Annotated in this window: 9 protein-coding genes; 1 reads left to right on the forward strand and 8 read right to left on the reverse strand. The window is 41.8% G+C overall.

Annotated elements, in window-relative coordinates:
- Positions 1-234 precede the first annotated feature (234 nt).
- Both J1N10_RS14770 and gyrA read right to left on the reverse strand, forming a co-directional pair.
- The gene (locus J1N10_RS14770; RefSeq protein WP_262327498.1) at positions 235-1,395 is read right to left on the reverse strand and encodes a tetratricopeptide repeat protein; all 1,161 of its coding nucleotides are present in this window, start codon (positions 1,393-1,395) and stop codon (positions 235-237) included.
- 48 nt (positions 1,396-1,443) lie between these two features.
- A complete protein-coding gene (gyrA, locus tag J1N10_RS14775; RefSeq protein ID WP_262327499.1) occupies positions 1,444-3,972 on the reverse strand; it encodes a DNA gyrase subunit A in 2,529 nt (842 codons plus the stop codon).
- A 349-nt stretch (positions 3,973-4,321) separates the two neighbouring features.
- On the opposite strand from gyrA, the gene J1N10_RS14780 reads away from it, so the two are divergent.
- On the forward strand, positions 4,322-6,841 hold the full coding sequence (locus J1N10_RS14780; protein ID WP_262327500.1) for an ATP-dependent Clp protease ATP-binding subunit: 2,520 nt from the start codon (positions 4,322-4,324) through the stop codon (positions 6,839-6,841).
- A 116-nt stretch (positions 6,842-6,957) separates the two neighbouring features.
- Here the strand turns inward: J1N10_RS14780 and J1N10_RS14785 are convergent, their stop codons facing one another.
- From J1N10_RS14785 to mtnA, 6 genes are all read right to left on the reverse strand, one after another.
- A complete protein-coding gene (locus tag J1N10_RS14785; protein ID WP_262327501.1) occupies positions 6,958-7,839 on the reverse strand; it encodes a tetratricopeptide repeat protein in 882 nt (293 codons plus the stop codon).
- 140 nt (positions 7,840-7,979) lie between these two features.
- Positions 7,980-8,618 carry a tetratricopeptide repeat protein gene (locus J1N10_RS14790; protein ID WP_262327502.1) on the reverse strand — a complete coding sequence of 213 codons (639 nt, stop codon included), beginning with the start codon at positions 8,616-8,618 and terminating at the stop codon, positions 7,980-7,982.
- A gap of 117 nt (positions 8,619-8,735) precedes the next feature.
- Positions 8,736-10,037: a threonine synthase gene (gene thrC / locus J1N10_RS14795; protein WP_262327503.1), complete on the reverse strand. Its 1,302-nt coding sequence runs from the start codon at positions 10,035-10,037 to the stop codon at positions 8,736-8,738.
- A 3-nt stretch (positions 10,038-10,040) separates the two neighbouring features.
- Positions 10,041-11,252 (reverse strand): cofactor-independent phosphoglycerate mutase, encoded by a 1,212-nt coding sequence (locus J1N10_RS14800; protein ID WP_262327504.1) that lies wholly within the window; start codon positions 11,250-11,252, stop codon positions 10,041-10,043.
- A gap of 11 nt (positions 11,253-11,263) precedes the next feature.
- Complete coding sequence (gene thrA, locus J1N10_RS14805) at positions 11,264-13,684, reverse strand: bifunctional aspartate kinase/homoserine dehydrogenase I (protein WP_262327505.1); 2,421 nt, start codon at positions 13,682-13,684, stop codon at positions 11,264-11,266.
- 379 nt (positions 13,685-14,063) lie between these two features.
- On the reverse strand, positions 14,064-15,095 hold the full coding sequence (gene mtnA / locus J1N10_RS14810) for an S-methyl-5-thioribose-1-phosphate isomerase (protein WP_262327506.1): 1,032 nt from the start codon (positions 15,093-15,095) through the stop codon (positions 14,064-14,066).
- Positions 15,096-15,110: the final 15 nt, after the last annotated feature.

The raw sequence follows: 15,110 nt of genomic DNA on the forward strand, positions 1-15,110 counted from the left end.
AACTGATGACCAGCTAGTTTTAAATATGAAATTCTCACGGCTTTAAAAATATTTAGTACATCTTAGGATATCAATTTTCAAATAGCTCATCTATAAACTTATGTTTTAATTGGAATTACGTGTTATATGAATTACATGCATCCTTGTCTTATATTTGATATTATGTTATTTTTATAGATTAAAAAATTAGCCGATAGAATTTACCGGCTAACCTTTTACTATTATTTAAGTCTCCTAGTTTAAAGCTTCTAATTTAGCCTTAACCTCGTTGTACTTGTCCATTCTTTCAAAACGGTAATATAAACCTTTTAAAGTCTCTAATACAGCAGCTTCTTCAGGTTGTACTTCGTGGGCCTTTTCCATAAATGGCAATGACTTTTCCCAGAAACCGTTAGCAACTTCCATGGCTGCATTAAATTCCTTCGTTGTTGTTTTGTCATTGGCAACATTCTGCTGCTCAACACCTTTGTTGTAATAAATTACACCAATATTATACAAAGCGTTAAAGAACGCAGGATCAATCTCCAAACACTTGTCGTAGTTCTCAATTGCTTTATCCTTATCAATGTTTTCGTACAATACACCACGTGCATAGTAGAATGATGGATTCTCAGGATCTTTCTCAATAGCTGTGTTCAAATACTCTAAAGCAGCATCGTTCTGCTGAGCATCTAAGTAATACTGAATTAGAGTCGTTAAAATACGCTCATCTTCTGGATACTTCTGGAAACCACGCTTTAAGTTCTCAGGCACTTTTAAGCTGTCACCTGCTGCGTCAAAAACCTGGTCTAACAATAAAACAGCATCTCCACCACCATAATTTAAGTCAATGGCCTGATTGAAGAATTTCTCTGCTTTATCCCAGTTCTTAGCATTGTAAGCTGCTAATGCACAGTTATAAACGATAGCCGTATCAATACCTGGAGCTTCTTCCTGGAACATTGGCAACTCGTTGAAATACAATACGTTTTCGAACGCGTACAAGGCCTGGTTAAAATCTTCAGTATTAAAACCTTCGATACCTGAGTTAGTCAGGTCAGGCTTGAAGAAAGTTAATTGTAACTTAATTTCCTTCTCATATTTACCAATACCTTTACCTTTAGCATCACCTTTTTGGTCTAATTCAATGGCTTTCTTATAAAAGTCAACTGCTTTTTTGATGCCTTCAGCATCCTGACCTGCCTTAGACAGCTCTGTGTAAACTTTAGCAGCAACAATGTATGTTTTTGGCCAGTTAATTGACTTCTCATGCTCAAGAGCTAAGTCAATAGATTTCTTTGCAGCTTCCAAATCATTTGTTTCCAAATAACCATTGGCAGCCGATACTTTACCCTTCTGAGCGTATACAGCTGAGATGCTGAAAATTAGAATTGCAAATAGCGCTAATCTTTTCATTTCAAAAAGTTTTAGATTGATTTTGTGAGGCAAATATAGTATTTATCCTCATTCATTAGTTTGTTCCGTTGTATTTTCAGTGACTGCATCATCGCCATTGTCGCTTTCAAAAGCTTCATTTTCAATAGCCGCTTCCGATGTTACTTTAGCTACCGATGCAATTTCATCCTGTTTTTTACTTAAATTAATCAAACGAACACCTTGTGTGGCACGTCCCATCACACGCATTTCGCTCACCGACAGACGAATGGCAATACCTGAACGGTTAATAATCATCAAATCATTATCATCCGTCACATTCTTAATGGTAATCAGCTCACCTGTTTTATCACTGATATTCATGGTTTTTACACCTTTACCACCACGGTTGGTCACACGGTAATCTTCTGTTTTCGATCGCTTACCATACCCTTTTTCCGATACCACCAGAATGTCTTCGGCCTCTGTATTTTTAACACAAACCATGCCAACTACTTCGTCAGTAGCTGAAGCCAGCGTTATTCCCCGCACTCCGGCACCTGTACGACCGATACAACGGGCCTGTGTTTCGTTAAATCGGATGGCTCTACCTGAGCGTGTCGCCATTAATATTTCCGACTGTCCGTTAGTTAAGCGTGCCTGCAATAACTCATCGTTTTCCTTGATGGTAATGGCATTGACCCCGTTCACACGCGGACGCGAGTAGTCTTTTAATAAAGACTTCTTCACAATTCCTTTTTTGGTACCCATCATGATGTAGTGCGAATTGATGTAATCTTCATCATTCAGCTTCTTCACCTTGATAAAAGCTTTCACCGTATCGTCCGGATCGATGTTCAGCAGGTTCTGAATCGCTCTACCCTTCGATGTTTTATTACCCTCTGGAATCTCATACACTTTCAACCAGAAACAGCGTCCTTTCTTGGTGAAGAACAGCATGGTATTGTGCATTGAGGCCGGATAAATGTGCTCAATAAAGTCTTCATCACGAGTTGTTGACCCCTTAGAACCCACGCCACCTCTGTTCTGTGTCTTAAACTCAGCCAGTGGCGTACGTTTCATATAACCTAAATGCGAGATGGTAATTATCATCTCTTCATCGGCATAGAAATCCTCCGGGTTGAACTCTTCTGAACTATAAACAATATCAGTACGGCGTTCATCACCATACTTAGCTTTAACTTCTTCCAGCTCTTCCTTGATAATGCTCATTCGCAGCTCTACATTGGCCAGAATATCTTTTAAGTGAGCAATTTCTTTCATCAGCTCTTCGTACTCAGCGCGCAATTTATCCTGCTCCAGTCCTGTTAACTGACGTAAACGCATCTCAACAATGGCACGCGCCTGGATATCTGTTAACTCAAAGCGTTCTATCAGATTCTGACGAGCTTCGTCCGGTGTTTGAGCAGCACGGATAATCTTGATCACTTCATCAATATTATCGCTGGCAATAATCAATCCTTCCAGGATGTGAGCACGTTTCTCAGCCTGTTCTAACTCGTACTGCGTACGGCGTGTCACCACTTCGTGACGGTGCTCCACAAAACACTGAATCAAACCTTTTAGGTTCAATAATTGCGGACGACCATTGACCAGTGCAATATTATTAACACCAAAAGACGATTGTAATGCTGTATACTTATATAAGTGATTCAACACCACATTAGCAATAGCATCTCTTTTCAGGTCAATCACAATGCGCATTCCCTGGCGGTCCGACTCGTCATTCACATTTGAGATACCATCAATCTTCTTATCATTCACCAGGTCGGCAATCTTCATGATTAGCTCGGCCTTATTAACAAGGTAAGGTATTTCTGTGATAACAATCTTCTCTCGCCCGTTGGCCTCTGTCTCAATATCCGACTTGGCACGCATCACTACGCGACCTTTACCGGTATGGAACGCATCTTTAACCCCCTGATAGCCATAGATACTACCTCCTGTAGGGAAATCAGGTGCTTTAACTATATCGATTAGTTCATCAATCTCAATGTCATTGTTGTTGATGTAAGCAATCGTCGCATCAATGGTGTCACTCAGGTTATGAGGTGGCATATTTGTCGCCATACCTACTGCAATACCCGAGGCTCCATTCACTAATAAGTTAGGGATACGGGTTGGTAATACAGTTGGCTCCTGAATCGAATCATCGAAGTTCAATTGAAAATCAACAGTGTTCTTTTCAATATCCACCAACATCTCTTCAGCCAGCTTATTTAAGCGGGCCTCAGTATAACGCATAGCCGCAGGGCTATCACCATCCACCGATCCAAAGTTTCCCTGTCCATCAACTAAAGGATAACGTAACGACCATTCCTGCGCCATACGCACCATCGCGAAATAAACAGATGAATCGCCGTGTGGGTGAAACTTACCAAGCACCTCTCCCACGATTCTGGCAGATTTCTTATAAGGTTTATTGGCAGCTAATCCCAGCTCACTCATGCCATATAAAACACGGCGGTGTACCGGCTTCATACCGTCACGAACATCAGGTAAGGCACGCGAAACAATTACCGACATCGAATAATCGATGTAGGCTGACTTCATCTCTTCCTCAATGTTGATTTTAATTATTTTTTCTCCTTCAGTCATTTATGAGTCTATTTTATTGTATGCTATTACATAAAAAATGGCTTTTTAGGAGCCATTTTTTGAACGCACTAATTTAAGTAATTTCAATTACATGAAAAAACGATTGTTAACACAATTTATCAACAGGTGTAAAGCATAAGATACTCAGGAATGTTATCAACAATTTTTGATTATTGGCACGATAATATTTAAATTCAACCATTGACAGAAACCGGCATTATTGTCATGTTTTTCGAACAAAACAGGACAATTGTCAGAATAGCACGGTTCTTGATTGAAAATTATTAATGGTGGAGCTAAACAAGAGCTCCAGCCATTTGTTTTGTAACATAAGACGCTAACAAAAAATATGGATTTAAACTTTTCGCCACGTATTAAAGACGTGATATCATACAGTAAGGAAGAAGCTGAACGATTGGGCAACCGCTTTATATCACCCGAACACCTGTTGTTGGGCATATTGCGGGATGGTGAAGGTGTCGCCATTAAACTTTTACATCGCACCAATGCTGATATTCCGAAGATTAAGAACACTTTGGAAACGCATTTAATGGAGAATGAACCCATTCAAAGCGATAACCTGCCCTTGCTTCAATCGACCGAACGAGTACTCAAGCTTGTTCACCTGGAAGCCAAAGCCTTAAAAAGTGACCGCATTAATACAGGCCATCTACTAATCGCACTGCTGAAGGAAAAAAGCAGCATAATATGGGAAATTATGGCAGAAGAAAATATTCATTACCGCAAGGTTAAAGACATGCTGAACGAGGAAGAACCTGTGGCTAAGGCTGATTATCCGGAAGATGATGATCAGGATAGCCCATTTTCCGGCTCTGGATCTGGTTCAGGCTCGGGCGAAAGCAGTAAAGCTGGTTCCAAATCAGGTTCTGACACGCCAGTGCTGGATAATTTTGGGATTGATATTACCAAAGCAGCCGAGGAAAATCGCCTCGACCCTATTGTGGGGCGTGAAAAAGAAATAGAACGACTGGCACAAATCCTTAGTCGTCGTAAAAAGAACAACCCGATACTTATTGGAGAACCCGGTGTTGGTAAATCGGCTATCGCTGAAGGATTAGCCTTGCGCATTATTGAAAAGAAAGTATCGCGCGTTCTGTTTGATAAGCGCGTGGTAACGCTTGATTTAGCCTCTATTGTAGCCGGAACTAAATACCGGGGCCAGTTCGAAGAGCGCATGAAAGCCATATTGAATGAACTGAGTCGTAATCCCAATATCATTTTATTTATTGATGAGATTCATACCATTGTAGGCGCCGGTGGAGCCACGGGCTCGCTGGATGCCGCTAATATGCTAAAACCAGCACTGGCACGTGGTGAAATACAATGTATTGGCGCTACAACATTGGATGAATACCGTCAGCACATTGAGAAAGATGGGGCTTTAGAGCGTCGTTTTCAGAAGGTTATGGTCGAGCCAACCTCTATAGAGGAAACGGTGGAGATATTGAATAATATCCGTGAAAAATACGAAGATCACCACAATGTGAATTATACACCCGAGGCTGTTGAAGCTTGTGTAAAGCTAACCGAGCGCTATATCTCGGACCGTCATTTGCCCGATAAGGCCATTGACGCCCTGGATGAAGCTGGTTCGCGCGTACATATCTCCAACATTGTCGTTCCGGAGACCATTCTGAAGATTGAGAATGAGATAGATGAGATAAAAGAGAATAAGATTAAAGCTGTTAAAGCACAGAACTTTGAGTTGGCAGCCAGCTTCCGTGATAAGGAAAAAGGCCTGATGGAAGCGCTTGAAAGTGCCAAAAATAAATGGGAAGAAGAACTGCTGGAACACCGCGAAAGCGTAGACGCTGAAAAAGTGGCAGAGGTAGTTGCCATGATGACAGGCATCCCTGTTCAACGCGTAGCCCAGGCAGAAGGATTCCGTTTACTGAAGATGGGCAAAGAACTGAACGGTTCGGTCATTGGTCAGAATATGGCCATTGAAAAAATTGTGAAGGCCATTCAGCGTAATCGTGCCGGCTTGAAAGATCCCAACCGTCCGATTGGCTCTTTCGTCTTTTTAGGTCCTACCGGTGTGGGCAAAACACACCTGGCAAAAGTACTGGCCAAGTATCTTTTTGATACCACAGATGCGCTTATCCGCATCGATATGAGTGAATACATGGAGAAATTCTCTGTTTCACGATTGGTTGGAGCGCCTCCGGGATATGTTGGATACGAAGAGGGTGGTCAGCTAACCGAAAAGGTGCGTCGTCGCCCTTATGCAGTAGTGCTTTTAGATGAAATTGAAAAAGCCCATCCTGATGTGTTTAACTTGCTGCTTCAGGTACTGGATGAAGGCCGTTTAACCGATAGTTTAGGTCGAAAAGTGGACTTTAAGAATACCATCATCATCATGACTTCTAACATTGGTACGCGAGAGCTGAAAGACTTTGGTCGCGGTGTTGGTTTTACACCGAAGAGCAGTATTTCGGATCAGGATCATGCCAAGGGTGTAATAGAAAAAGCACTGAAAAAAGCCTTTGCCCCTGAGTTTATCAACCGCATTGACGATGTGATTATTTTCAATAATCTGGAGAAAGAAGACATCCATAAGATTATTGATATCGAATTAAAAGGCTTGTATGAACGCGTTGAAGGCTTAGGCTACAAACTGGAATTATCGAATGCAGCTAAGGACTTTATTGCATCAAAAGGCTACGATATCCAATATGGAGCCCGTCCTTTAAAACGAGCCATCCAGAAATACCTTGAAGATGAAATGGCCGAAGTGATCATTCAGGCTTCTGTATCTGAGGGCGATATCATTAAAGTGGATTTTGACAAGAAAGAAGAAAAGATAATTACCGAGATTGTAGAATTATCGAAAGAGAAAGAAGAATAGGTCAATAGACTATAGGGCATTAGGTCGATAGACCAGTAGAAATAAAAAGGATCGCATCTTTATTGGCAATATGCACAGTAAGATACGATCCTTTTTTATGTCCCATATTATTTACATTACTTAAGCAGTTCAGCCATTTTAGCAGCCTTCTCCTCCATCTTTAAGCGGCGATACGATACACTTAAGCAGCTAATAATAGCCTTATCCTTTTGTGAAAACGCATGTGCCTTTTCAAGATAAGGAAGCGCCTTTGTATAGCCTTGCGCTATCTGCTCCAGTTTCTTTGTGGAATTATGATAATCCACTCGCGTTGGATTTTTCATCGCCTCATAGCGTTTTGTTTCTTTATTATACAGATAATCGGTCTGCTTAAAGTAGATAACACCCAGTTTCTTGATGCTATTTTTGTGATTCGACTTTAGGGCCACCACCTTTTCCAACTCAATGGTCGCCTCTTTGTACTTTTTCATGCGTTCATAGGAAGAGCCCAACAAATAATGGTAGGTGTAATTATTAGGTTCGGACTCCAGCGCTACCTGCAAATATTCAACGGCCTTTTCATACTGACCTGAATTAAAAAACAGATAGCCTAACTTTTTATTGAACTCAGCACCCTTATCAGCATACTTTTCTTTACCGGACAATAACTCTTTTTCAGCCTCTGCAAATTGCTTAACTCCTGCATAAGCATCACCATAGCTTAGGTATAAATCTACTTCATCGTAATGATTTGTTCTGGCCTTATCCAACATTGGTATGGCATTGGTGTACTTTTTAGCCTTGGCAAAGTTCTGTCCTGCTTTGAAATAGCAGAACGCATCTGTTTTACCATCTGCTTCATATAATTTGGCTGCTTTTTGATACAACTCGGCTGCAGCCTGGTACTGCATCTGACTTTCCTGCATGATGGCATCACTCTTTGTTACATCAGCATTTTGAGCCAAAAGCATTGGTAAAAGACCAAACAAGAGCATGCATCCAAAAAATAACTGTTTCATTTTATACTTGTTTTTAGGGGGTGAAAAACGAGATTAATGCCTCCTACATTACTTTAGACACTCTTTTAGCAAAAAAGGGTTACAAAAAAAGCGACAGTTATAATAACCATCGCTTCTTTTGTACTCTAATGAGTTATTTCTTAGCTCTTAAGTAAGCCGTCAATTCCTGTTAAAATAGCTTGTGCATTTTTGTTGGTCGGGTCATACTCTGTAGCTTTCTTAGCAAAGTCAGCAGCTTCATCCAAAACCGTTTTAGCATTTGCTTTGATAGCATCCCATTGGTCGCGGTTACCGTCAGCGCGTGTATTTAAAATATCCTGCCCTTCCTGGTATAACTTGTTACTTTCTTTCACATAGTAACCAGCCAACATTTTTTTCATATGCTTCACATACTTGCTGGTACCATACTCATCAATACCGGCTAAAAGCACTTTTTCCATTTCTTCGTTCTTACCTAAGCTCTTCAATGAAGAGGCGATGTAGTATGTAGAAACGTCGGCTTTATAACCCAAATTCTTTGATTCATCGTAGTATTTCTGAGCCTTTTCGTAATCTTTGATTTTACGTGCACTGGTAGCTGTATTGTATACCATTGCTGCGTCCATTTCCTCATCTCCCCAAGCTGCAATCGCTTTTTCGAATAACTCTAACGCGCCTTTGTAATTTTTTGCTCTTAACGCTTCATTTCCCTGATTTTTCAATTCTGCTGCACTTTCTTCCTGAGCCATAGCTCCTAAAGACATCAATAACACAAGGGATAAAGTTGCTAAATACTTCATAACAATTCTCTTTTAACTTATTTTAATTGATACAATTCACTTCAATGGCCGTAAAAATAGTTTTTTTTTAAAAATATCTTAAAAATTAACTTTATTTTTTAAAAAAAAAGCCTGTCATTAAAGCGTTTTGTCCAATATAACTTGTTTTACATCTTCGTACTTATCCGACGAACTTTCCACTTGCTTATCTCCGTTGAGAAAAGCTACTAAACGTTCTGGCTGTTCCACCTCGCGGTTTATTATCTTTTCAACTGTTTCGGGGAATTTAGCCGGATGTGCTGTCGCAAGAAATATGCCATGCTCACCTGTTGCCAGACATTTTTCCAGGGCCCTGTACCCTACAGCACCGTGTGGATCAAGTATATACCCCTCAGTACCATACACCTTATCAATGGTTGAAAAAATATCATCATTGTTAATTGCTATCCCTGATAGAAGCGCATTGATTTGGTTTAAATCGTGTTTAAAGAGCTTTTGGATGCGGATAAAATTACTAGGATCGCCTACATCCATGGCATTGGCAGGTGTTGCAATGCTTGGAGCCGGTTGATAGTGGCCAGTTGACAGGTATTTGGGAACCACATCATTAACATTGGTGGCCGCGATAAACCGTTTGATTGGCAAGCCCATTTGTTGTGCTATTAATCCGGCCGTTAAATTACCGAAATTACCACTGGGAACACACACCACCATTTCCTTACGGCCCTGCTTAACAGCTTGTGCATAAGCAGAAAAATAATACACCATCTGAGGCAGAAAACGCGCCAGGTTAATAGAGTTGGCAGATGTTAAGGTTAATTGTTGCTTCAAGTCGTCATCCATAAAAGCCGTCTTCACCAAACGCTGACAGTCATCAAAAGTACCATCCACTTCTATGGCCGTAATATTTTGTCCCAACGTTGTAAATTGCTTTTCCTGTACGTCTGACACCAAGCCTTTCGGGTATAAGACAAAGACATTCACACCTTTCACACCCAAAAAGCCATTCGCAACGGCACTACCCGTATCACCCGACGTGGCCACCAAAACATTGATATCCTTATTGTAATCTTTAGTAAAGTGTGCCATCACACGTGCCAGGAAACGGGCTCCAAAATCTTTAAAAGCCAGCGTTGGGCCATGAAACAGCTCCAATGAAGAAATGCGCTTTGAGACCGATACAACTGGCGACGGGAAATTGAAGGCATCTGCAGTCAATTGCCTAAAATCACCTTCTGAAATATCGGGGCAGAAATAGTACTTTAGGGTTTCAAACCCTATTTCACCCAATGACAGCTCCGGTAATTTCGTCCAGAAGCTATCGGGTAAAACAGGAATTTCCTCTGGCATAAACAAGCCTTTATCAGCCGCCAGACCATGTATAACAGCTTGTTTTAAATCACTTTTTAGTTCTTTATTATTTGTACTATAAAACAACATAGGCTATTTTTTACCGGATAAAAAAACTTGCATAAACTCTGTCTGATTAAGAAATCCAATGCTTCCCGCCTTCACCGACTGCTCGTCATATACCTTGACACCATCAGCCGGCGCCTGCGGACGATAAATCATCAACGGGACGTGTTCACGGGTGTGCGTGCGCACTTCACAGGGAGTTGGGTGATCGGGCAAGAACGCCACGCTAATGTCTTCCTTGTTTTCTTCCAGATAGGTCAATACGGGTTTCACTACTTTCGCATCAATGTCTTCCAGTGTGCGAATCTTCAGCTCTACATCCCCTTCGTGACCCGCTTCGTCCGGGGCTTCAATGTGCAAGAATACATAATCATGGCCCTCATCCAGTGCTTTTAAAGCGGCTTCGGCCTTACCACTATAGTTAGTTGTATATAAACCTGTTGCACCTTCAACAAAAATAGATTGCAAACCACCCAGCTTGCCTAAGCCATGAATTAAATCGACAGCTGAAATAACAGCGCCTTTATTCAGACCATACATCTCGTTGATGCTTGGCATTTGAGGCTTAAAACCTGGCGACCAGGGCCAAATCATATTGGCAACAGGCTTTCCTTCAGCATGTCGGCGCACATTCACCGGGTGATTGCTCAATAACTCATTGGATGCAAACATCAGCTGACGTAATAACTTAACCGTATCATTACTCTCCATGGGTTTGGGTAAAACCGTCTCCACATATTCGCCCGGAACATCGTGTGGCGGCGTACACTGCACACCTTCCTGACCACCTTTTATCACCATCACATGGCGGTAACTGACACCTGTGTAAAATTGTACACGCTCACTGCCCAAATACTCATTGAGCGAAGCAATTAACTGTTCAGCTTCTTCTGTTGAAATATGACCAGCTGAGTGGTTCTGCAATTTGGCCTGCTCCACCGTTACCAGGTTGCAGCGAAATACCAAATCAGCAGGTTCAATATCAAGCCCAAGTGCCGTTGCCTCCAACACACCACGCCCCTGGTAGTATTTTTCAGCATCATACCCCATAATGGTCATGTTGGCCACTTCACTGCCCGGATGTAAAGAATCAGGCACCGTCTTTAAGGTACCGCAACGCGATAATTTGCATAGTGCATCAATATGAGGGGTCTTAGCCACCATCATGGGTGTTTTGCCGCCCAATCGTTCGATGGGTTCATCGGCAAAGCCATCGGCCAGAATAACTAAGTATTGCATTTCTAAAGGGATTAAAGGTTTACAATTTTAATAATGTCGGCAAATACACCAGCTGCTGTTACATCGGCACCGGCGCCATAGCCTTTGATTTCCATGGGATGATCGTAATAATAATCCGAACGCAGAATCACCTTATTGTTACTATCAGCCAGATTATAAAAAGGATGGCTGGCATCCACTTCGATAAAACCCACCTTGGCCCGGCCTTCTTTTAACGATGCAGCGTAACGGATAACGCGACCATTGGCCTCTGCCTTGCTGCGCATGCACTCAAAATCAGCATCGTAGCCTTTGAGTCGCTCAATAAAATCGTGTACCGACTCCTTCGTAAAGAATTCTCGTGGCACAAACGGTTCTAACTCAACATGCTGTTCCTCCAGTGCGTATTCACTCTCGCGGGATAGAATCAACAATTTACGCAGTACATCCGTTCCCCCCAAATCAATACGAGGATCAGGCTCACTATAACCTTTTTCTTTGGCTTCGATGACCACTTCCGATAATGGTTTCTCAGCGCTCACATTATTGACGATATAATTTAAGGTACCTGACAACACCGCTTCCAATTGCAAAATACGATCACCACTCTGCACCATGCTGTTGATGGTATTGATAATCGGCAAGCCTGCTCCCACATTGGTTTCAAACAGGTACTTCACACCTTTCTGACGAGCGGTTTTCTTTAATTTACTATAGCGTTCGAAAGCCGACGATCCTGCTATTTTATTGGCTGTCACCACCGAAATGTTATTCTCGAGCAAACGTTCATACTGTTCCGCCACCGCTGCACTGGCCGTACAATCAACAAACACACTGTTGGAGTGATTGTTGGCTATAATCTGGCTGACAAACTGCTCAATATTACCCTGACTGGCCTGCTTCAGCACATCAATAGCCGAATCCAGTTCCAAACCACGGTCGTTAAAAATCATCTGACTCGAATTGGCTAAACCTGCCAGGCGGATACTTAAGTGTTCCGTCTTCAACAAGCGTTCAGACTGTCGTTCAATCTTTTGCAAAAGATTTTTACCAACCGTCCCAACACCCACCTGGTACATATGAATGGCCTGGTACTGACTTAGGAAAAAAGTCTCGTGTACCACATTCAAGGCCTTACGCAAATCATGCTCATGAATCACAAACGATATATTAAGCTCGGAAGCCCCCTGCGCAATGGCGTAAATATTAATACCATTACGGCCAACATCGTTGAATAACTGTCCTGATACTCCAGAAGTGTGCTTCATACCTTCACCAACAATGGCCACAACAGCCATCTCTTTCTCAACAGTAACCCCATTAATTTCCTGTCGGCCAATCTCTTTTTCAAATTCTTTTACCAAAGCCAGACGGGCCGTTTCCACATCATCTGATGCCAGTACCACGCTGATACTGCTTTCGCTCGACGCCTGTGAAATCAGTACAATATTAATATCCTCTTTAGCCAAAGCACTGAACATGCGCATGGAAATACCAGAGATACCAATCATACCATTGCCTTGCAAGGTTAATAAAGACACATCACGAATAGAGGACAAACCTTTCACCTTCTGTTCGGCATCTTTATTATTATCGATTAAAGTGCCCTTAGCCTTTAGGTTAAAAGTATTTTTCACTTTGATTGGAATCTGCTTTTGAAGCGCAGGAATAATCGTTGGCGGGTATATTACTTTGGCTCCAAAATGCGACAACTCCATGGCTTCGGCATAGCTCAGGTGTTCAATACAATACGCGCGGCGAATCACACGCGGATCGGCCGACATAAAACCATCCACATCGGTCCATATTTCCAACATCTCAGCCTCTAAACCAGCCGCCAGCAAGGCTGCCGAATAATCAGAGCCTCCACGCCCTAAAGTCGTATTATCGCCATCATCATTCGAGGCAATAAAACCAGGGAAAATAGCCACCGGGTTTAATGAGAACTTCAATTCACCAATGGCCTGCATGGTTTCGTTCAACCGCACATGATGACCACGACCATTCAGTTCTGTTTTTATAAACTGCCGACTGTCGTATAAAGCTGCCATATCCAGTAAACAACTAAGTATCAGCGAAGACAAACGCTCACCACAGCCCACAATCGTATCATAACTCTTGGTGCTTAATTCTTTCGTAAGACTAACACCGGTTAATACCTGAATCAGCTCTTGCCAAATTGCATCGGCTTGACGTTCAACTTCACGTGCTTTTTCTTCATCAAACAACTGGCTGATGATTTGCTCATGAATCTTTTCTATCTCCTGGACTATATTTGTATACGCACTTCCTGATTGTGCCAAATGAGCTGCATTAACCAGTTTATCGGTAACGCCCCCTACTGCTGAAACCACCACTGCCACAGGTTGACAACTTTTTTCTACAATCTGTTTTACACTTTGAATGGCACCGGCACTGCCCATTGATGTTCCACCAAACTTTAAGACCTTCATACATTTATTCTTTCATGTTCAATGCATTGTCATGATAAATACCGAAGTATTTAATCATTCGCAAATAAACGGTTTAACGAATAATACAAGTCTGTGTTTAATTGCTTCAACTAAACATTTAAGCGACTTAAAAAAAATACAATAATGATTTGACCTGATGATATGAATAGACTATACCCCCCAAGGGGTAGTTGTTGTAGTTGTTGTAGTTGTTGTAGTTGTAATATTTAAAGAAATATAAATCATCATTATTTTGGTCACGAATGAATGAATCCATTGCAAAAATAGGGATATATAATTTAAATCAAAATTACACACCCTATTTTTTAATTTAATTTGTAAGAAAAGACTATAAGATACTACGGCTTTTTTTACACTACTATTGGTAAGTTGCTAATTCCTCAGGTTTAATTATGCCTTTTTCGGTTATAAAAGCAGTAATGTATTGAGCCGGCGTCACATCAAAAGCAGGATTTAAACCTTTGGAACCTGGTGATGCCATACGAATGGATGTCAACTGCTTATTGGCATCCAGGCCTTCATGGTAAAGCAATTCATCTTCATGACGTTCTTCAATGGTAATCATATCACCCGATGCTGTAGCAAAATCAAATGTGCTAAATGGCGCCGCCACATAAAATGGAATACCAAACTCCTTTGCAACAATGGCTTTTTCCAGGGTCCCTATTTTATTGGCTACATCACCATTGGCTGTAATCCGATCGGCACCGGTAATGACCATATCTATTTCTCCTTTCGACATATAAAAAGCCGCTGCATTATCAGCAATAATACGGTGTTCCACTTCATTATGGAATAATTCAAAGGCGGTTAATCGCGCGCCCTGACCACGTGGTCGTGTTTCATCCACATACACAAAAGGCTCTTTGCCGGAAGCTTTAGCTGCATATATAGGTGATAAAGCCGAACCATAATCCACAAAGGCCAGCCAACCTGCATTGCAGTGTGTTAAAATACGACTATTGGCTGCAACCAACTTATTTCCATTCACCCCAATCATCCGGCAACCTTCCGCATCTTCATCCGCGATTTGTTGAGCCATGACAACAGCCTGTTCCACACCTGCCATGCCCGCTTCAAACACCTTATTAGTCGCATAAAATAAATTGACAGCCGTCGGTCGGGTTGCTTCTATAAAATCTTTGGCCAACTGTAATTCTTTCGTTCCTTTTAAACTCTGAAAGGCCTGTGCCATTGCAAAGCCTGCCGTTGCTCCGATGGCTCCGGCCCCCCGAACCGTCATATTGCGTATAGCTTCTGCAGTTGCCTTGTAATCTTTCAATTCAACCACTGCAAACTCAAAGGGCAATTTCACCTGGTCTATCATCGATACCACATTATTTCCAGCATCAAACCACACGGTACGGTATGGTGTATTATTTATCTTCATGAATTTCGTTTTCGA

Source organism: Carboxylicivirga litoralis, assembly GCF_025499605.1.
GTDB lineage: Bacteria > Bacteroidota > Bacteroidia > Bacteroidales > Marinilabiliaceae > Carboxylicivirga > Carboxylicivirga litoralis.